This window comes from Aerococcus sp. HMSC23C02, from assembly GCF_001806805.1.
Classification (GTDB): Bacteria; Bacillota; Bacilli; order Lactobacillales; family Aerococcaceae; genus Aerococcus; species Aerococcus sanguinicola.
This window is the reverse complement of record NZ_KV786043.1, coordinates 37,246-57,242: the sequence shown is the minus strand read 5'-3', so window position 1 is coordinate 57,242 and position 19,997 is coordinate 37,246. Positions and strand designations below refer to the sequence as shown.

The following is a 19,997-nucleotide window of genomic DNA, read 5'->3' as shown; positions in this document are numbered from 1 at the left end:
TTACTTAGAAGTTGACTGCGCTTTGTCATAGACTTTCAATTCAGCCTGGGCATAGTGCACATCCCCTAAATAGTCTTCCTTATTACCATTAATCTTCATAAAACATTCATCGCCCTTACCGGCTAAAAGAACCACATTTGGCGCTTGGTCTGCCGCTGCATCCACAAAAGCTTGGTGGATGGCTTGAGGTCGGTCCAATATAATCTCTGCTTGGCCACCAGCCTCTAAGACATGCTGGTGGAGAGTTTGACAGATCGTTTCAACAGACTCGGTACCTGGGTCATCCATGGTCAAGTAAATGGCGTCCGCCTCCTGGGCAGCAACCTGGGGCAAGTCTTCGCGCCGACCGATCCCGCGATTTCCCGGTGCCCCAAAGACAATCCGGTAGCGGTGGTCAGGGAACATCTGCTTAGCAGCATGGAAAAGCTGCTCAAAACTCAAGAGATTGTGGGCAAAGTCCACGATAGCCTTCAGCTGGCCATCAGCTGACTGAAAGACCTCCATGCGTCCTGGTGCCTTAATTTGAGCCAAGGCTTGGTTAATCAAGGCATAAGGAACACCGTAATGACGGGCAATGGCTATAGCGACCAGGGCATTTTCCACGTTGAAGATTCCCTGCATACTCATAGTCATTTCTTCCTGCCCTTCCGGATCGTGGAGGGTAAAGCGCTGGCCGTCCGCTTGCGCCTGGATATCTGTCGCATAGTAATCAGCGCTCGCATCATTGAGACTCACTGTTATAATCTCTTCGACTTCGGGACTCCTTTGGGCACGGTCTAGAATACGGTCGTAGTGGTCGCTATCTTTAACGAGAACGGCACACTTGGCCCGGTCAAAAATTTTAAGCTTGCTTTCAAAATAATCCTCAAAATTAGGGTGTTCATTAGGGCTGATATGGTCTCTTGAAATATTTAAAAAGGCTGCCACATCAAATAGGACTTGATCGACCCGACGATACTTCAAAGCCTGGCTGGACACTTCCATGGTCATGAAATCGCGCTGGCTCTGACGGGCATGGTCAAAGTGCTTAAACAATGGCAAGGATTCCGGCGTCGTTAGCTGGGAAGCGCCCCGATCAATCCCATCATCGAAACGATTAGAGGAGAGGAAGGCTGTTGCTGGCTTGCCTTGGTCCTCTTGGTAGGCATCGAGGATGGCATGGAGATAGGCTGTGGTCGTCGTCTTGCCCTTGGTTCCCGTAATCCCAATCAAGTCAAAGTCCTGGTAGGGAGACCCATAAAAAGCGTCAGCCACTAAGGGCATTGCCCGGCGGACATCGCGCACCTGGCAGTAAGGAAGGTCAACTTGGGGATAATGATCTTCCGCTATATAAGCGACCGCTCCCTTGGCCTTAGCCTGGTCAAGAAACTTCGGATCAAAGTGTGCCCCCTTACAAAAGAACAAGCAGCCCGGCTCAACCTCTCTGGAATCATAGCTAATTTGCTTAACTTCCAAAGCTCCCGGCCAATTCAAGTCCACAATTTCATCTGCTTCAGCTAGTCTATCTGCCAGCTTATCCAAGTTCAATGCATTCACTACCGCTCTTCACCCTTCCTTATCCGCTTCAAAAAAAGAGCCGTGCCAAACACGACCCAGCGTTTCAGCAGCTAACTGCCGATAATCGGATTTCGTTCTATTGCAACAATTCAAAGATTTCAATGGCAACTAAGTCAATATCGTCAAATTGGAAGCTTTCATTAATTGTATGGTCATGCAATTCAAAGCTCTCAGTTTCACGATCGTAACGAACTTGGCAGCGTTCCTGACCTTCAAATTCGAAACGTCTTACCTCAATCTCAGAATCATCTGCCGTCATCGCTTCTAAACGGTTAAGAATCGCTTTTAACTGTGATGTTTTCATAAGAAAACTCCTTTCACTATATCCCAAATTACCCTATTAAATATAAAGTAACTTAGCTAAAATTGTACACTAATTCCTTGCTCCTGTGAACAATTATTCTAAATTTCTTAGCCAGAGCTATCCATTCCTCTAGCGTCTTACTTTATTCTAGCATAGTCTCCCAGAGACTTCTTGAACAATGCATGAAAAAATCCCTAAATTATTAAAAAAGCTCTTGCGATAAAAGTTGACAATTGAATGAATAGAGTTTGTGAAGTCGAAGAGGATGGGACAAAAGCCCCAGCCTCTTAAAAAGGAGCTTGTTTCGAAAATCTGTTCCAAAAGTCAGTCCTGAACGACTTTTGGAACAGTCTCACTCTTTATAAAGAAACAAAAAAAATAACCGGTGCGAGCACCGGTTAGTGAAAGTTTTCAATTATTCAGACAAACCTTCGTTTGACATTGTTTCTTTAATAGCTGCGATAGCTTCTTCTTCGTCGCTACCTTCAGCTGTAATTTCAACATCTGCGCCTTTACCAACACCTAAAGACATAACGCCCATGATGGATTTAAGGTTAACAGATTTACCTTTATATTCCAAGTTGATTTCAGATTCAAACTTGCTAGCAGTTTGAACTAATAAAGTAGCTGGACGTGCGTGGATACCAGTTTCAGCAGTAATATTGAAAGTTTCTTTTTGCATAATAAATATCTCCTTAATCTATATTATTGACTTCACTTCGTAGCAGAATACTCAAACTCAAGAGAGATGAACATACTCCTAAATAATAATTTACCACGTTTGCGCACTTGAAACAAGGCCCTGTGGTAAAGATTACTTAATCATATGATACCGCTATCAGTTTTTTTATGCAAGTCTTTACCTAAATTTTTAGCAGATTCACATCTTTATTTTTTGCCAGCTAATTTGTACACTTTCTGGGATAAATTTAAGGCTTAAAACTTGAAAGTCAGTAAAGGTCAATGTATAATGTAGATATAGTCAGTATTGGTCAAGATATCTTGACTCACTACTTGACCAAGTATTTGTAAAGATAAAGGAGTGACCCTATGATTTGTCAACGCTGTGGCAAGCGCCAAGCCGCGATCCATATGTATGCCAATGTTAACGGCAAGCGCCAAGCCATCAACCTCTGCCAACATTGTTATCGCGAAGTCATCAATGATGGCGGCTCCCAAGAAAACCACCAACAAAATAACCCAAACCAAGACCTCCCTTGGAATGACCTTGATAGTATTTTTAGAAGCCTCCGCCAGAACCCGGCAGGCTTCCAGGCCTCTTCCAAGCAGGGAGAGAATCCTTTTGCTAACTTCACCGCTGGTCAAGGGCAAAGTACAAATAATGAACAGAGCCTGCTGTCAACTTATGGCACGAATATGACGAACCTGGCTCAGAATGACCACTTCGATCCCATAATTGGACGCGACAATGAAATTCGCCGAGTGATCGAAATCCTCAACCGTCGGAACAAAAACAATCCCGTCCTGATCGGGGAAGCCGGTGTTGGGAAAACGGCGGTAGTTGAAGGCCTCGCCCAAAAAATTGTGGCGAAGGAGGTCCCTGAAAAACTTCAAAATAAGGAAGTGATTTCCTTAGATGTAGCCTCCTTGGTCCAAGGAACCGGTGTGCGCGGGCAATTCGAGGAAAAAATGCAACAATTAATCCAAGAAGTCAGTGCCAATGATGACATTATCCTTTTCATTGATGAAATTCATGAAATTGTCGGTGCCGGTAGCGCTGAAGGCTCCATGGACGCAGGAAATATCCTCAAGCCAGCCCTAGCCCGGGGTGAGCTCCAATTAGTTGGGGCAACCACCCTCAATGAATTCCGCCAAATCGAAAAAGATGGGGCCCTCGCCCGTCGCCTCCAACCCGTTTATGTGGAAGAACCAAGCGTGGAAGAAACCCTTGAAATTATCCAGGGCATTACGGATAAGTATGAGAAATACCACAATGTTATCTACAGCCCAGAGGCCATTGAAGCCACTGTCCGCCTATCTGACCGCTACATCACTGACCGTCAGCTCCCGGACAAAGCCATCGACCTCTTAGATGAATCAGGCTCGCGCAAGAATCTTACCATTCCTTTTGTGGACTTGGAATCGCTGGACAAGCAAATTACGCAATTGAATGACCTGAAGCAAATGGCAACCGAAGCCGAAGACTATGAAAAAGCGGCCTACTACCGGGACCAATTAGCCAAATACCAAGAAATGCGCGACAACCATGTGGATGTCCCTGAAAAACGCCCCCGGGTGGAAGTCGAAGACATTCAATCCATTGTGGAAGAAAAGACCGGCATCCCTGTCTCTGACCTCCAAGAGCAAGAACAAAACCAGCTCATCAACTTAGAGGAAAACTTGCAGTCCCGTGTCATCGGACAGGATGAAGCGATTGAAGCTGTCAGTCGGGCTATCCGCCGCAACCGGGTCGGCTTGACTGCTGGTGAACGTCCTATCGGTAGCTTCCTCTTCGTTGGGCCGACTGGTGTTGGTAAGACAGAACTTGCCCGTCAACTCGCCCGCGAACTCTTCGGTAGCAAGGATGCCATGGTGCGCTTTGATATGAGTGAATACATGGAGAAACACAGTGTCAGCAAGCTGATCGGTTCACCACCTGGCTATGTGGGCTACGAAGAAGCTGGTCGTTTAACCGAACAAGTCCGGCGCCGCCCTTACTCCCTGATCCTTCTCGACGAGATTGAAAAGGCCCACCCCGATGTCCTCAACCTCTTCTTGCAGATCATGGATGACGGCCGACTCACTGACTCCCAAGGCCGGGTGGTTTCCTTTAAAGACACCATCATCATTATGACCTCTAATGCGGGATCAGCCGGTGTCGAATCCAGCGTCGGTTTCGCCGCCAGCCAGCAAGGTAAGACCAAGACGGTTCTCGACAAGCTGGACGACTACTTCAAGCCGGAATTCCTTAACCGCTTCGACGCCATTGTCGAATTTGAACCATTGACTAAAGAAGAGCTCATTGTCATTATTGACCTCATGCTCAAAGAAATGAATCACCTGCTCAAAGGTCAAGGCATTCAGGTCCAAGTGAGTCCAGAAGCCAAGGATGAACTCGTGGAACTGGGTTATAATCCTAAACTAGGCGCCCGGCCCCTCCGCCGTGTCCTCCAAGAACACATCGAAGACCAAATCGCGGATGCCTATCTCAAGCACCCAGAGTTGAAGGAAATCAGCTTTGACCTGGATGATGACAAGAAGATTACCGTCAGTGAACTGAAGGAAAATAATGCGTCTGACTCGGAATCAGATGTTGATAGTGTGAGTGATGACGAAGAAAGTGAATAACTTCAAAAGATAAAAGTGCAGTCCTGAAAATTCGGGACTGCACTTTTTGATTGTTATAAATATTGTTTTTTTCTTAAAGCAAGCTCTTCAATTCGACATCCGGATACTTGTCTTGGAACCAGCGCTCAGCGAAATTATTTTCAAAGAGGAAGACAGGCTGGCCGTAGCGGTCCTTGCAGAGCAGGTTCCGGCTCGATGACATATTGGGATCGAGGTCGTCTTCGTCAATCCAGCGCGCGGTCTTAGAGCCCATAGAAGACATAATCACTTCAGAATTGTATTCATTTTTCAAGCGATCTTCGAAGACTTCAAACTGCAAGTGACCTACAGCTCCCAGGATATATTCTTCAGTAAACCAGGTCTTATAGAGTTGGATGGCCCCTTCTTGGACCAGCTGCTCTACTCCCTTGTGGAAGGATTTTTGCTTCATCACATTCTTAGGTGTCACCTTCATAAAGAGCTCTGGCGTAAACTGGGGCAGGGGCTTGAACTGAACCTTCTGGCTGCCTGCATAAATAGAGTCTCCGATCTGGAAATTGCCGGTATCATAGAGGCCGATAATGTCCCCTGCAACCGCTTCGCTCGCGTTCTCCCGGCTGTCGGCCATAAAGCGGGTCGTATTATTGAGTTTCAGCTTCTTATCATTGCGGGCCAATTTGACCGTCATCCCCTCTTCGAAACTCCCCGAACAAATCCGAACAAAGGCAATTCGGTCGCGGTGCCGGGGATCCATATTAGCTTGGATTTTGAAGATAAAACCAGACATCTCTGGATCTAAAGGGCTGACCACTTCGCCATCCTGGGTTTCCACTGGACCCGGTGCTGGTGCAAAATCAACAAAGCTATCCAGGAAGGTTTGGACGCCAAAACCAGTCAGGGCAGAGCCAAAGAAGACAGGAGTCAGCTTCCCGTTAAGGATGGCTTCCTTGTCAAAGTCATTGCCAGCTTCCTGGAGCAATTGGACATTCTCCAAGGCTTCTTCATAGAAAATAGAAGACTGGATCGGGTGACTTTGGGCGAGGTCGCCGGATTCATCCAAGGCGAGGAAAGGATCCTCCGCTTCTGGATGGTTGAGCTCGATCCGTTGATTATAGATATCATAAATGCCTTCCAGGCTCTTGCCCATGCCGATTGGCCAATTCATTGGATAGGCATCAATCCCTAAGATATCCTCCAATTCGGCCACCAAGTCCATGGGCTCACGGCCATCGCGGTCCAACTTATTCATAAAAGTAAAGATAGGAATGCCCCGCATGGCACAAACCTGGAAAAGTTTTTTAGTCTGGGGTTCGATCCCCTTAGCCGAATCGATCACCATGACAGCCGCATCCACAGCCATCAAAGTTCGGTAAGTATCTTCAGAGAAATCCTCGTGGCCAGGGGTATCTACAATATTGACCTGGTGACCGTCATAATCGACCTCCATAACGGAAGAAGTAACGGAAATTCCCCGTTTCTTCTCAATATCCATCCAGTCAGACTTGGCATATTGACCAGTCTTTTTCCCTTTGACGGTCCCGGCTTGGCGGATGGCCCCAGAGAATAGTAGGAGCTGCTCAGTAATCGTTGTTTTCCCCGCATCTGGGTGGGAAATAATGGCAAAAGTGCGCCGTTTTTGAACTTCTTCTTTAAGATTCATCTTCTTCATCCTTTATATTTAACGCTAACTGTTTTTTACATCCCCTCATTCTATCATAACTTCTAAGCAAGTAAAATATTAGCCGCTAGATATTTTATTAGCTTTACCCACAGCTTTAGTGCTAGAATTAAGCAAAAAAAGGAATGATGCGCATGAAATTTAAATGGACCCAAGACCTTAACTCCCAAACTTACCAGGATGCCCTGGCTATCCGCAAAGCCGTTTTTATCGGTGAACAAGGGATCGACCCCGCACTGGAAATCGATGACAAGGAAAGGCTAGCTAGACACCTGGTGGCCTATCGAGCTGGTGAGCCCTTAGCCTGCGCCCGACTCCTCCCCCTCTCCCAAGAGACGGCCAAGGTCCAACGCGTCGCTGTCTTGAAGGTCCAAAGAGACCATGGGATTGGGCGAGAGCTGATGGCTGAATGCCAAGCTTATAGCCAAGAACAAGGCTTTAAAGAACTCATCCTCCATGCCCAGGTCGGTCGCGAGAACTTCTACCAGCTATGCGGCTACCAAGGGGAAGGCGACTACTTTGAAGAAGCTGGCATCCCCCACCTGCAAATGCGCCTCTCCTTAGCTGAAAAATAGAGTAAACAGGAAAACAGTTAAACTGACTGCTTTCCTGTTTTTCTTTGAGGATGTATTTTCATCTATAATGCATCACATATCATATAAAAGCTCTAATATCATATAAAACATTTGTGAAAAAAGAATTTTTCCTTCATAGATCTGCATTTAAAAAGCTATTCCGCCCCCTAAGTAGCTATTCACAATCAAAAAAGCGCTTGCAATTATATGTGTTGCATTATATAATCTTTGTGACGTATCACTTAGCAGTCAAAGGAGGCTATTATGTCACAAAATGTTTATGCTTTCACAGAAGGTCATGCTGGAATGCGCGATTTACTGGGCGGCAAGGGAGCTAACTTAGCCGAACTCTGTCGTTTGGGACTGCCTGTTCCCCAAGGTTTTACCATCACGACCCAAGCTTGTCTCGACTATCTTAAAGACCCTAAGCAAGGGCTAAGTACTGACCTTAAAACGGATATTCAAAAAGCCATCCAAGAATTGGAAGCACAAACCCACAAGCAATTTAACCAAAAAGACCAACTCTTACTGGTTTCTGTCCGCAGTGGGGCTAAAATCTCCATGCCAGGGATGATGGATACCATCCTGAATGTGGGCTTAAACGACGAGAATGTGGAGGCTTTGGCCCAAATGACGGATAACCCCCACTTCGCCTATGACTGCTACCGGCGGCTCTTACAGATGTACGCCGATGTGGTCTACGGCTTGGACAGTCAATTATTTGAAGACCGACTCAGCCAGGCCCGCCGCAAAGAAAAGGTCACTGCCGATTACGAGCTCAGCAGCCAGGCTCTAAGAGACTTAGTGGCAGACTTCAAAACCATCTACCAAGAAGAATTGAACTTCCCCTTCCCCCAAGATGTCCACCAACAAATCTATGATGCGGTAGAGGCGGTCTTTAAATCTTGGAACAACAAGCGGGCCCGCGTCTACCGCCAGCTCCACGATATTCCTGATGACCTGGGTACAGCTGTCAACATCCAAGAAATGGTCTTTGGTAATCTGGGGCCCCATTCAGGCACGGGTGTCCTCTTTACCCGCCATCCTGCAAGCGGAGAAAAGGAACTTTTTGGTGAATTCCTAGTCAATGCTCAGGGAGAAGACGTGGTAGCCGGTATCCGAACCCCCCAAGCCCTCGATGAAATCAATCAGCAAGCCCCTCAGATCTACCAAGAAATTGAAAGCCTAGCGAATAAACTCGAGGCCCACTACCATAATATGCAAGATATCGAATTTACGATCGAGGAAGGCAAGCTCTACTTCCTCCAAACCCGGGATGGGAAGCGGACCGCCAAGGCTGCGGTTAAAATTGCGGTAGACATGGTCAAGGAAGGGCTCATCACCAAGGCCGAGGCCCTCCAACAAGTCGATGCCAAGAGCCTTGACCAGTTGCTCCACCCTAGCTTTACAGAAGAAAACTTAAGCCAGGCAGAACTCCTATCAGAAGCTGGACTAGCAGCCAGCCCAGGAGCCGCCAGTGGGGCGATTGTATTCACAGCAGACAAGGCCAAGGACTGGGCCGAAGCTGGCAAAGCTTGCATCCTCGTCCGTCAAGAAACCTCGCCTGAAGATATTGAAGGCATGACGGCTGCCCAAGCTATCCTCACCTGCCATGGCGGTATGACCTCCCACGCAGCGGTTGTCGCTCGCGGCATGGGCAAGTGCTGCGTGACTGGCTGCCATGACTTGAATGTTGATGAAGGTCAAGGCCTCCTCCACTGTGGCGACCGCTTGCTCCACGAAGGTGATAGCATATCCGTCGACGGCAATACAGGCAAGGTCTACCTGGGCCATGTTCCAAGCAGCCCCAGCAAGGCCGGAGCTGACTTCGAAGCCTTAATGACCTGGGCCCGTGAAGAGAGCCGCCTCGCCGTTCGCATGAATGCTGAAAATCCCCAAGACATCCAAACAGGTTTTGACTTCAAGGCGCAAGGGATCGGTCTCGTACGCACTGAGCACATGTTCTTCCAGGCTGAACGCCTCTTAGAAATTCGCCGCTTTATCCTTTCTTCAAATGACAACGACCGCCATGCGGCACTAGAAAGAATTGCCGGCTACCAAGAAGCAGACTTTAAAGCTATCTTTGATCTCAGCCAGGGGCAAAAAACGGTCATCCGCTTACTTGACCCTCCCCTCCATGAATTCTTGCCCCAGGATGAACAAGAAATTCTAAGCCTGGCCCAGTCGCTTGAACTTTCTGAAGAAGCCCTCAAGGACCGAATCCAACAATTGAAGGAAGTTAACCCGATGCTGGGTCACCGGGGCTGCCGGCTCGCTATGACCTATCCCGAACTTTATGAAATGCAGGTTCACGCTATCCTAGCCGGTTCCAGGTCCAGCCAAGAAGCCGGTGGTCAGGACTTAAAAGTGGAAATTATGATTCCCCTGGTTAGCCTAGCCAAAGAATTACAGCTTTTAAAACAAAGACTAGAGGAAACAGCAGACCGCTATCTAGCTGAACACCAGATGACTTTATCTTATAAAATTGGTACAATGATAGAGATTCCAAGGGCTTGTCTAACGGCTGACCAAATTGCCCAGGATGCCGACTTTATGAGCTTTGGGACTAATGACCTGACCCAAATGACTTTTGGCTATTCCAGGGACGATGCTGGCAAGTTTATCCACCAATACCTGGCAGATGGCACCCTAGCCAAGGATCCTTTCCAAAGTCTCGATCAAGAAGGCGTGGGCGCCTTGATCAAGCTTGCCTGCCAAAAAGCCCGGTCCGCTAAGCCTGATATTCCGATTGGGGTGTGCGGTGAAGTAGCCGGAGACCCTGCTTCGATCGCCTTCTTTGATGCGATTGGACTCGACTATATCTCCTGCTCGCCCTTCCGCCTCCCCATTGCCCAATTAGCAGCCGCCCAAGCCAGTCTTCTAAACCGGGCCTAACCATTTGTCGTCGCTAAGAATTAGAAATTGAGGAAGATGCATGAAATTTAGCCAACGCCAAGAGGAAATTATCCGCATTGTCAAGAAAAAACAGCCCATCACAGCTGATGCCATTGCTGACCATTTCCAACTTACCAAGTCTACCCTGCGTAGCGACCTAGCTGTCCTCACCATGGTCGGGATACTAGACGCTAAACCAAAAATTGGTTACTTCTATACCGGGCAAAATGTTGAACCGCTCTGGTCCGACCAATTTTCTGACTTGACAGTGGCGGATGTGATGGGGTCTGCTATCCAAGTGAGCCCAGATAGTTCCGTCCAAGAGGCAATCACCCTGCTCTTCCTCTATGATTCCGGTTCGCTCTATGTGAGCCTTCCCGAAGACCAAGAGCTCTTAGGGATTGTCTCGCGCAAGGACCTCCTGCGGGCCAGCCTTTCAGGAGGCGACCAAGGTCAAACGGCTCTAGCGGTCATTATGACCCGGATGCCCAATATTCTGGTCACCCGTGCGGACACCCCCCTCATCGAAGCGGCCAAAATCCTAGTTAAACACGAGGTGGACTCCTTGCCCGTGGTCGAAGACCTGGAACACTTTAAAATTTTGGGAAAACTATCCAAAACCCATCTTGTCCGTTTATTTGTTCAATCCCTAGTTAGCGAGGAAGATTTATGATTCACAAAAATATCTATATATTATCAGATGCTGTTGGCGAAAGCGCCCGCCTCATGGCCCAAGCTGTTCTTGCCCAGTTCCAGCACGGTCTCAAGCCCCAGATTAAACGCTACCCCTTCATCCAGGAGACAGAAGACCTCCTCCCCATCCTGGAAGATGCTAAGAAAGAAGAGGCTCTTTTGGCCGCCACCTTTGTGAATCAAACGCTCGACCACTGTGCCCGGAACTTTGCCCAAGACCAAGGCCTGGCTTATGTCAACTTTATGCAGGAGATGATTGACCAAGTCAGCCAGACCACCCAGTTAGCGCCGAGCCAAGAAATTGGAGCCCAGCGCCGGGTCAATCAAGATTACTTCAACCGCATGGCCGCCATGGAATACGCCATCAAGCATGACGACGGCAAGCTCAGTCAGAAGAGCCTGCTGGAAGCAGATATTATCCTGCTCGGCGTCTCGCGCTCAGGTAAAACGCCCCTTTCCATGTACCTGGCTAACCATTCCTGGAAGGTTGCCAACTTCCCTCTCATGCCAGAAGTCCAGCTCCCGGAAACCCTCCGTCAAGCGCCCCCTAAGAAACTCTTTGGTCTGATTGCTTCCCCGCGCTATATCCTCAATGTGCGTACCCACCGCTTGAAAGACCTGGGCTTGACCGGGGAGGCTCCTTATAGCCAGCTAGACCGTATCAAGCACGAACTCCAACATGCCCGGTCCATCTACCAAGAACTCGGTGTCCAGGAAATCTCCATTGAATACAAGTCCATTGAAGAAAGTGGTTCTGAAATCGAACACTTACTCGAACTGCTTTAAAGCTAAAAATTGACATACAAAAAGGAAGCCACAACCAGGCTTCCTTTTCTTGTTGCTATCATTACGGTGACATATAGCAGAGCCTATTTTTCAACCCGCCATTTCTCTGGAATCTGTTCAATAACAAATGGCGTATCTTGGTAGACATAATAGTTCAGCCAGTTGCTAAAGAGCATATTAGCAGCTGTCCGCCACTTCAATGGCGGAGCTTGCTTGGGATCATCGTTCGGATAGTAATTACGGGGCATCTGGATGGTCTTACCCGCGTCAAGGTCGCGGCGGTATTCCTTATCCAAGGTCTCAGCATCATATTCCACGTGCCCAAAGATAAAGACGAAACGCTGGTCCTTGCTGTAGGCCACACTCACACTACCGTCCTCCGAATAGGCAAGAACTTCCAGCTCATCCTGGGCTTCAATATCTTCGCGGCGAACTTCTGTGTGCCGGGAATGAGGCATGAGGAAGACATCATCTAAGCCCCGCCCTAGACTGTTTTCTCGGTCATTCAGCCGCTGCTCGTAGATACCAAAGAGCTTATCCTTAAGCGGAAACTTATTGATCCCATAATGATGATAAAGGGCAGCTTGGGCTCCCCAACAAATGTGCATGGTGGAGAAAACATGGCCCTCGCTCCAATTCATAATCGCTTCTAATTCTTCCCAATAATTAACAGCTTCAAAGGGCATAGTTTCCACCGGCGCCCCCGTGATGATCATCCCATCAAAGTAACGGTCCTTAATATCTTCAAAGGTCCGATAGAAAGTTCGCAAGTGCTTTTCCGAAATATGCTTGGAAGTGTGACTAGCCGTATGAAGAAAAGTGATATTGACCTGCAAGGGCGAGTTACTTAATAGACGGAGCAGCTGCTCTTCGGTTGCTTCCTTAGTCGGCATCAGATTCACAATCACAATTTCAAGGGTACGGAAGTCTTGCATCTCCGCCCGTCGATCATTCATAACAAAAATATTTTCCTCTGCTAAACGGTGAATCGCTGGTAAATTACCCGCAACTTTAATCGGCATATCCTCAACCTCCTAATATCATTCGAAACGTCGCTACTGCTCACAACTCATTGATATGAAAATTATTCTTTAACCACTAGCTAGCCAGGCTAAAGAGTCGAGCAGTTTTTGAGCTTCCTATCAAATAAAAACGTCCCTACAGTACCCCACTGTAAGGACGTTGATAACGTGTTACCACCTTAGTTTACAGGCTTAGACAGCCTGCCTCATTCGCCATAAGCTATGGCAGTGCTTTAATGGGCACTAAACAGAAGGACTCACAAGCCTAAATACGGCTTATTCTATCCTTCCCTGCTCACAGACCATATTCAATCGCTTCAACGCATCCGTTCTCAGCTTACCGGATTCTCTGTGCCGCGCCACCATCTACTCATCTGTTCTTCGCTTTAATCTTGATATCACTAAACTATCACTATTTTAATCTATTTATAAAGTAAGGTCAAGTTTCCGGTCCTAGCTCGATAATTACATCAACAAAGGCAGGAACTGCGCTGCGATCGTAAAGTAAATCAATACCGAAGTCAAGTCACTCAAAGTCGTAATAAAGGGACCCGAAGCAACGGCGGGATCGAAGCCCAAACGGTCCATTAAGATGGGGATCAAGCTCCCCGCTAAGTTGGCTACGGTAATGGCACAGAGCATAGCAATTCCAACCACAGCTCCTAAGACAAAGTTAGACTGCCAGAAACCAACGATCAACATAATGGTCAGTCCCGTAATCGCCCCACAGAGGAGCCCCGTTACAATTTCTCGCATAATCATCGAAAAAAGCGAGGTCGATTGGTCATCAGGCAGGGCAAGCTTGCGAACCGCCACGGCCAAGGACTGGGTCCCCGCATTCCCAGCCGTCCCTGTGATCAGGGTAATAAAGAGGGACAGGGTAGCGACTTCTGAAATCATGCCTTCAAATTGGCTAATCAAGCTCGATGTCCCCATTCCCAGGCAAAGCAAGGTAATCAACCAGGGTAAGCGGGACTTGGCAGACTTGGATGGACTCTCATACTGCTCATCCACGTCCACCCCTGCCAGACCGGAATAATCAGCCATGGCTTCGTCATCCATAACATCAAGGATATCATCAACAGTAATAATCCCCAGCAATTCGCCGGTTGCTTCTACCACTGGAATGGCGAAGAAATCATAGTCCTTAATGGTTCGGGCCACCTGGCTCTGCTCCTCATCGACATCCACCGAGATCACCCGGCTAGACATGACATCAGAGACCAAGACATGGCCTTCACTGAGGATGAGATCACGCAGAGAGAGAACGCCCACTAAGCGGTTATCATCGTCGACAATATAGAGATAGTAGATACTCTCCGCATTTTCGGCCTTGGCTCGAAGCAGGGTCATAGCGGAACGGATGGTTTGGTTGGCCTTAATCGAGACAAACTCCGTGGTCATAATCCCCCCGGCCGTTTCATCGCCATAATTCATCAGGACCTTAAGTTCATCCGCCCGCGCTTTCGGCATCAAACGCAGATAGGTTCGCATCTTCTCCGGTTTCAGGTCATTCAAGATATCCGCAGCATTATCGGTGTACATCTCGCCCAGGACCACTGCCGAATACTCGTCATTCATTTCATTCAGGAAGGCTAAGATCAGGCTTTCATCTTCATCATCGATAATATCATAGATTTCAGCCAGCTCCTGGGGTTCTAGGAATTCATGGACGAGCTGGCGGTCAGCAAATTCCAAATTCAAATAAATCTGCGCTTGAACAAAGGTATGGTTTTTGAAGAATTCTTCGCGAAAAGCCACCCGGTCATTTCGCCTCAAGCAGGCCATGACCCCTTCAAAAACCTCTTCATCAGTCATTTGTTGGCTTTCATAGATTTCTGGATTTTCAGCGTTTTGGACTTCTTTTTTATCTACCATTTTCACACTCTTTCTCTTGGGCTTCAAAGTAGCGCGTCTGCCAATCCGACAATTCATCAGCTAAAGGGGCAATAATCTGCAAGTGGTCACCGGTCAAGGGATGGTCAAAGGATAAGCTCCGGCAGTGGAGGGCCTGGCGGTCAAGACCGGCTGCCATCTCTCCTCCATAGAGACTGTCTCCATACAAAGGCGCCCCTGCATGGGCAAAGTGGACACGGATCTGATGGGTGCGCCCGGTATGGAGGCGGACCCCATAGAGGTAACCAGCTGCCGTCTCCCGCAAGAGCTGGTATTCCGTCAAGGCCGGCTTACCATCTGGATCAACCCGGCGCTCAATGATCGAGCCCGGCTTCCGACCAATTGCTGCTTCAATAAAACCTTGGTCCTTGGGCTGGAGAGGGTCAGGAGTAAAGGCCCAATAACGCTTATCAATCCCGCCCTGACGCAGGCTCTGGTCCAGGAGCGAGTGGGCAAATTGGTGCTTGGCAAAAAGCATCACGCCGCTAGTATCCCGGTCCAAGCGCGTCACCACATGGATGACCTGGTTATCATAATTCTGTGCTTGGTAATAGGCCTTTAAGATATTCGCCATCGACCCCTGGGGATTGTGGAAAGAAGGAATGGAAGTATAATAAGCCGGCTTATTGACGGCTAGGTAATGGTCATCCTCAAAGAGAATGTCCAAGGGCCCTGGCAACCCTTCAATCTCCTCCTGCTTCCCTTCATCTGGGATTAAGACCTTAATCCGATCGCCCACCACGGCCTGGGTCCCCACATAGCGAGGTTCATCATTCAAGAGGACCTCCCCACCATGGTATTTAATTCGCGCTAGAAGACGGCGCGAAATCCCCTTCCCCCGCAAAAATGTGCGAACATACATGTCTTGGTGGACCGTCCATTCAAAAGATAACACAGTGCTTCATTCCTCCCTTGTGTCCTGTGCAGAGCTAACCAATAAAGCTTGTCTTGACACGGTTCCAAAAGTGTAAGTGACGGTAACGGGCAAAATGAATCCGCTCTTCGGCAATCCGAAATTCAATCTGCTTAACCTCCTCAAGAGGGGCTGAGTATTGGTCAACAAATAAGTAGACGCCTGAAATCTCCCCATCACCTGGTCGGAGCACAATCCATTCATCCGGTGCAATCAACATCGAAGAGCTCAAGGTACGGAAGACCCGGTTGTTGAGCGAGGCGATCTCTGTCAGCTGGAGGGTCTGCAAACGCGGATGGACCACGGCTCCCCCTAAGGACTTATTGAGCCCGGTTGAGCCGGTGGGAGTCGATACACAAAGGCCATCCCCTCGAAAGACTTCAAAGAGCTCATCGCGGATATAAACTTCGCAAGTCATGGTCCCCTCATAGCGTCGAATAGCCGATTCATTCAGAGCCAAGCGTCGGCTGCTCAGCCCATCACTATGAACAAGGCGCACTTCCAAGAGAGGGTAGGAGACATGCTCACCCTGGTCCCGGCTAATGGCGTCGACCAGTTCGGCCACTTGGTTGTCCTTCCAATCCGTATAGAAACCTAGGTGGCCAGTATGTAAGCCGATAAAACGCACCCGGTCAAGCTGGTCTTGGTAGGCATGGAAGGCATGGAGCAAGGTGCCATCCCCGCCTATACTGATCACAATATCCGGTTGGTCTTGATCAAGCAAGATCCCCCGCTCTAAAAACAATTCTAGTATTTTTTCTTTTACTGCCAAGGACTGTGTCTTTGGATTATTTACAATAGCAACTTTCATGCGAGCCAGTCCCCCTTTCTTTTCAAACAAACACCCCTATTTTATCATAAAAAGCTTAATAAGCTATAAAAAATCCCTCTCTCATGAAGACATAAACCGTGACAAACTAGCTTTCTGTTAGCCCATTTTCCCCTACAGCCCTAAGCAATAGCCTTTATCTATAAACTTTATATCCAATTATAATAAGTGCAAAACCTTGCCTAGTCCTTCTTTATCAGTTACAATTCATATGGTTAAAGATTATTTTTTGGTCATCCTAAATTTAATCTTATGAGACTTCAGCCAAGCACATTAGTTTCTATCTCCCCTGAGAATTGCTATAATGGCCTTGAAACAGGGAAGGAAAGGAGCGATCAAATGGAAGAAGAAGTCGAAATCGAATATAAGAATATCCTTTCCCCAACTGAGTACCAGGCGCTTATCAGCGAATTTGAAGATTGCGAGCAAAGGATCAAACACTTACACAATATGTATTATGACACGGCTGACCGGCAACTCAAAGCCGGAGGAATGGGCTTACGTATTCGCCAAGCGGATAACTACCAGCACCTCACCCTCAAGGTCCGCCAAGCTGACCAAGAGATGCGGGAATATACGGAGAGACTCTCAGTAGAAGATCTTACAGCCAGTCTAGCCCAGGGACGCCCCGTCATCAAAGAGAGCCTCAAACACGTCCTCGCCCAGGCTGGTATCGCCTGGCAAAACTTGGAAATGATTGGGCAGTTCAAAACTTTGAGGCGTGAGCTCCCCTACCAAGGCCAGCTCCTTGTCCTCGATGCCTGCCAATTCGACCACTACCAAGACTATGAACTTGAGATGGAGGTCAACAATTCCCAAAGAGGCTGGCAAGTTTTCCAAAACTTTTTAGAAGAGCGTCAGATTGAACGGCGACCTGCTGCCGTCAAAGTTGCCCGTATGCAAGCGACTGTCCCCGATTATACATTTTAGCATAGGCTCAATTGGAAGGAGGTTATCAGCCTTATGAAGCAATTTCAGTATTCTCACAAGCAGACGACCGACCTAACCGCAGAAGACCACGACCATGTCTTCGAGCTCTTCCTATTCGTTAATCCAATGGGAAGTAATTGCCATTCTTGTGAAGAGGAAGTTCTAGACTTTATGGAGCATACCGACAAGCGAGTGTACTATCGCTTCATTGCCTGTAATGACTTCCGCTTATTCAACGAATACTTAAAACAAAAAAACTGGACCAAGCTTAGCCTGGGAGAGTGCAACCGCCTCTACTGCCACATGCACCAGATTGCAGTAGGCTACAAGGCTGCCTTGCTCCAAGGCAAGAAAGTTGGCCGGCAATTTCTCATGACCATGCAGGAGCACTTTGGTCTCGCCGAAGAAGAATTTACCAAAGAACGAATGCTTGAACTCGCCAAAGAAGCTCGCGTCGACCTGGAGATGTGGCAGGAAGATATTGATTCGGGTTCTGCCCTTAAGTCCTACCATACAGATCTCAAAATCGCCCAGCAGATGAAGATTCGTTCAAACCCTAGCCTGGTCATCTTCGACAATTTGGATTTTCGCTACGGTCTTAAATTAGACCAGGATATCACGAAGGACAACCTGGACTATATCACCGACCAAATGATTCATCCAACAGAAGACAGTTTATTCAATTACCAAGCCAGCCATTATCATAACAAGGCCAACAAAAGCCAAGTGTCCACCATTAACACCGGCAACCTGCGCCTACTCAATAAATAAAAAAGGAGACCCCTTGAAAAGCCAGCTTAACTCGCCAGCTCTTCAAGATCGGGTCTCTTTTTTAAGCCATTAATTGTTTCAGTTCTTGGAGGCGGGTCTTGAATTGGTCAAAGGCAGAATCCAAGTAGTCCCCCTGGGTCATATCCACACCAGCGCGCTGCATCACCTGAATCGGGTAATCGCTAGAGCCCGCTGATAAGTAGCTTAGGTAGGCACTAACAGCCCCCTCTTCCCCACGACTAATCCGTTCAGCCAAACGATTAGCAGCAGAAAAGCCCGTCGCATACTGGTAGACATAGAAATTGTAATAGAAATGCGGAATCCGTGCCCATTCCATAGCAATCGTCTTATCTTCAGGGTCAACAGCCGATCCGTAATAGCGCTGGTTGAGTTCAAAATAGGCCTGGTTGAGGGTCTCTGCCGTCAAACTCCGCCCTGCAGCTGCCTCTTCATGCATCCACTGTTCGAATTCTGCGAACTGGGTCTGTCTAAAGAGCGTCCCCTTCACGCTATCCAGGTATTGGTTGAGGATATAGATCCGGGTCTCTGTATCTTCCACCGTCGCTAAGAGATATTCAGTTAAGAGATTTTCATTCGTGGTCGAAGCAATCTCAGCCAAGAAGATCGAATAATCTCCATAAACATAAGGCTGGTGCTTGCGGGTGTAGTAAGAGTGCATACTGTGGCCCAGTTCATGGACCAGGGTATAGACATCGTTTAAAGAATCTTGCCAGTTGAGGAGGACATAAGGCTTGGTGTCATAGGCACCAGATGAATAAGCCCCTGACCGTTTGCCGATATTCTCATAGACATCAATCCAGCCTTCCTCAAAGGCCTGTTCCAGATCAGCCAAATAAGCTTGGCCAAGGGGGGCTAGGGCCTTGCGGGTAAGGTCCTTAGCCTCTTCAAAAGTAAAGCGGATAGGCGCCTCACCAGCTAGGGGCGTATAGAGATCATACATCTGCATCTTTTTCAAGCCGAGCTGGTCTTTGCGGAAGTTTAAGTAGTCGTGGAAGTCTCCTAAGTGGTCATTCACCTTTTCTACCAGGCGTTCATAGACAGCCACAGGAATATGGTTTTGGGCCAGGGCTGCTTCCCGTGCACTGTCATAGTGGCGGAGCTTAGCCTTGTAATTGTGGCTCTTCACATTATTACTCATATTCTCGGCCAGGGTATGGATCAAGCCTTCATAGCCCTGGTAGAGATTGTGGAAGGCCTGGCGGCGCAAGTTGCGGTCCGAGTGTTCTAATAAGCGGCCATAACTCCCATGGGTTAAGGAAATTTTCTGACCATCCGCCGCTTCAACCGGATCAAAAGTTAAATCAGCGTTATTAATCATGCTAAAGATTCGTCCTGGGCTAGAGAAGATTTCCCCCGCTGCTGCTAAGGCTTTTTCCAAATCAGGGTCCAGGACATGGGCCTTCTGGTCTCTCAATTCCTTAAAGAATTGCCCGTAGTCCTCACGCTCAGCGAGGCGGTCCAAACTGTCATCGGGCAAGGCCAAGACTTCAGGCTCAAACCAAGACAGAGCACTCGAGACCTCAGTCAAGAGACCACTGGCTTTGTTGTTATAGTCCAAATACTTGGCGTTGGTCGTATCCTGGTCGTGCTTGAGATGGGCATAGACATAGAGCCGTTCCAGTTGCCGGCTAATCTCTAAAAGAACCTCGAGGGCGCTAATCACCTGGTCCTCCCCCTCATGGAGCTGCCTCTGGTAAGGGGCTAGACGATCTAAATGTTGGCTAAAGTTAGCTAAATCTTTTTCAAAGTCTTCATCTTGGGCATAAATCGAGCTCAGATCCCACTGGTAGGCAGGATCCATAGCCTCTCTAGCTTGGGCTTCTTTAATTTCTGACATCT

General features: G+C 48.1%; 16 protein-coding genes. 7 read left to right on the top strand and 9 right to left on the bottom strand.

The features are described from left to right. The 3 genes from HMPREF3090_RS01690 to HMPREF3090_RS01680 all read right to left on the bottom strand — a co-directional run bounded on the left by HMPREF3090_RS01690 (window position 1) and on the right by HMPREF3090_RS01680 (window position 2,543). Window positions 1-1,536, bottom strand: a complete 1,536-nt coding sequence (locus HMPREF3090_RS01690) for a Mur ligase family protein (protein ID WP_067975596.1) — start codon at window positions 1,534-1,536, stop codon at window positions 1-3. A gap of 97 nt (window positions 1,537-1,633) precedes the next feature. After that, entirely contained in the window at window positions 1,634-1,861 is a 228-nt protein-coding gene (locus HMPREF3090_RS01685) for a YkuJ family protein (RefSeq protein WP_067975593.1), read from the bottom strand. 415 nt (window positions 1,862-2,276) lie between these two features. After that, window positions 2,277-2,543: a phosphocarrier protein HPr gene (locus tag HMPREF3090_RS01680; RefSeq protein ID WP_067975590.1), complete on the bottom strand. Its 267-nt coding sequence runs from the start codon at window positions 2,541-2,543 to the stop codon at window positions 2,277-2,279. A 368-nt stretch (window positions 2,544-2,911) separates the two neighbouring features. Between HMPREF3090_RS01680 and HMPREF3090_RS01675 the strand changes: the two genes are divergently transcribed. Continuing rightward, window positions 2,912-5,170: an ATP-dependent Clp protease ATP-binding subunit gene (locus tag HMPREF3090_RS01675; protein ID WP_067975587.1), complete on the top strand. Its 2,259-nt coding sequence runs from the start codon at window positions 2,912-2,914 to the stop codon at window positions 5,168-5,170. 73 nt (window positions 5,171-5,243) lie between these two features. Here HMPREF3090_RS01675 and HMPREF3090_RS01670 read toward each other — a convergent pair whose 3' ends face one another. Continuing rightward, window positions 5,244-6,818, bottom strand: a complete 1,575-nt coding sequence (locus HMPREF3090_RS01670; RefSeq protein ID WP_067975583.1) for a peptide chain release factor 3 — start codon at window positions 6,816-6,818, stop codon at window positions 5,244-5,246. A 143-nt stretch (window positions 6,819-6,961) separates the two neighbouring features. On the opposite strand from HMPREF3090_RS01670, the gene HMPREF3090_RS01665 reads away from it, so the two are divergent. The 4 genes from HMPREF3090_RS01665 to HMPREF3090_RS01650 all read left to right on the top strand — a co-directional run bounded on the left by HMPREF3090_RS01665 (window position 6,962) and on the right by HMPREF3090_RS01650 (window position 11,776). Then, window positions 6,962-7,402 carry a GNAT family N-acetyltransferase gene (locus HMPREF3090_RS01665; protein ID WP_070485776.1) on the top strand — a complete coding sequence of 147 codons (441 nt, stop codon included), beginning with the start codon at window positions 6,962-6,964 and terminating at the stop codon, window positions 7,400-7,402. A gap of 264 nt (window positions 7,403-7,666) precedes the next feature. Then, window positions 7,667-10,297 carry a pyruvate, phosphate dikinase gene (gene ppdK, locus HMPREF3090_RS01660; RefSeq protein WP_067975577.1) on the top strand — a complete coding sequence of 877 codons (2,631 nt, stop codon included), beginning with the start codon at window positions 7,667-7,669 and terminating at the stop codon, window positions 10,295-10,297. Window positions 10,298-10,337: 40 nt separating this feature from the next. Next, window positions 10,338-10,970, top strand: coding sequence for a CBS domain-containing protein (locus HMPREF3090_RS01655; protein WP_067975573.1), 633 nt, complete (start codon window positions 10,338-10,340; stop codon window positions 10,968-10,970). Beyond that, a complete protein-coding gene (locus HMPREF3090_RS01650; RefSeq protein ID WP_067975571.1) occupies window positions 10,967-11,776 on the top strand; it encodes a pyruvate, water dikinase regulatory protein in 810 nt (269 codons plus the stop codon). Before HMPREF3090_RS01655 ends, HMPREF3090_RS01650 begins: the two co-directional genes overlap by 4 nt. Before the next feature lie 83 nt (window positions 11,777-11,859). Here HMPREF3090_RS01650 and metA read toward each other — a convergent pair whose 3' ends face one another. The 4 genes from metA to HMPREF3090_RS01630 all read right to left on the bottom strand — a co-directional run bounded on the left by metA (window position 11,860) and on the right by HMPREF3090_RS01630 (window position 16,418). Then, entirely contained in the window at window positions 11,860-12,798 is a 939-nt protein-coding gene (metA, locus tag HMPREF3090_RS01645; RefSeq protein ID WP_067975568.1) for a homoserine O-acetyltransferase MetA, read from the bottom strand. A 465-nt stretch (window positions 12,799-13,263) separates the two neighbouring features. After that, window positions 13,264-14,634, bottom strand: a complete 1,371-nt coding sequence (mgtE, locus tag HMPREF3090_RS01640; protein ID WP_180754557.1) for a magnesium transporter — start codon at window positions 14,632-14,634, stop codon at window positions 13,264-13,266. 31 nt (window positions 14,635-14,665) lie between these two features. Continuing rightward, window positions 14,666-15,589 (bottom strand): RluA family pseudouridine synthase, encoded by a 924-nt coding sequence (locus HMPREF3090_RS01635; RefSeq protein ID WP_067975562.1) that lies wholly within the window; start codon window positions 15,587-15,589, stop codon window positions 14,666-14,668. Between the two features lie 34 nt (window positions 15,590-15,623). After that, the gene (locus HMPREF3090_RS01630; protein ID WP_067975559.1) at window positions 15,624-16,418 is read right to left on the bottom strand and encodes an NAD kinase; all 795 of its coding nucleotides are present in this window, start codon (window positions 16,416-16,418) and stop codon (window positions 15,624-15,626) included. A 357-nt stretch (window positions 16,419-16,775) separates the two neighbouring features. Between HMPREF3090_RS01630 and HMPREF3090_RS01625 the strand changes: the two genes are divergently transcribed. Both HMPREF3090_RS01625 and HMPREF3090_RS01620 read left to right on the top strand, forming a co-directional pair. Continuing rightward, a complete protein-coding gene (locus HMPREF3090_RS01625) occupies window positions 16,776-17,366 on the top strand; it encodes a CYTH domain-containing protein (RefSeq protein WP_067975555.1) in 591 nt (196 codons plus the stop codon). A gap of 33 nt (window positions 17,367-17,399) precedes the next feature. Beyond that, the gene (locus HMPREF3090_RS01620; RefSeq protein ID WP_070485774.1) at window positions 17,400-18,137 is read left to right on the top strand and encodes a DsbA family protein; all 738 of its coding nucleotides are present in this window, start codon (window positions 17,400-17,402) and stop codon (window positions 18,135-18,137) included. A gap of 61 nt (window positions 18,138-18,198) precedes the next feature. On the opposite strand, the gene pepF is transcribed toward HMPREF3090_RS01620, so the two are convergent. Next, window positions 18,199-19,995, bottom strand: coding sequence for an oligoendopeptidase F (pepF, locus tag HMPREF3090_RS01615; protein WP_067975549.1), 1,797 nt, complete (start codon window positions 19,993-19,995; stop codon window positions 18,199-18,201). Between the last annotated feature and the right edge of the window lie 2 nt (window positions 19,996-19,997).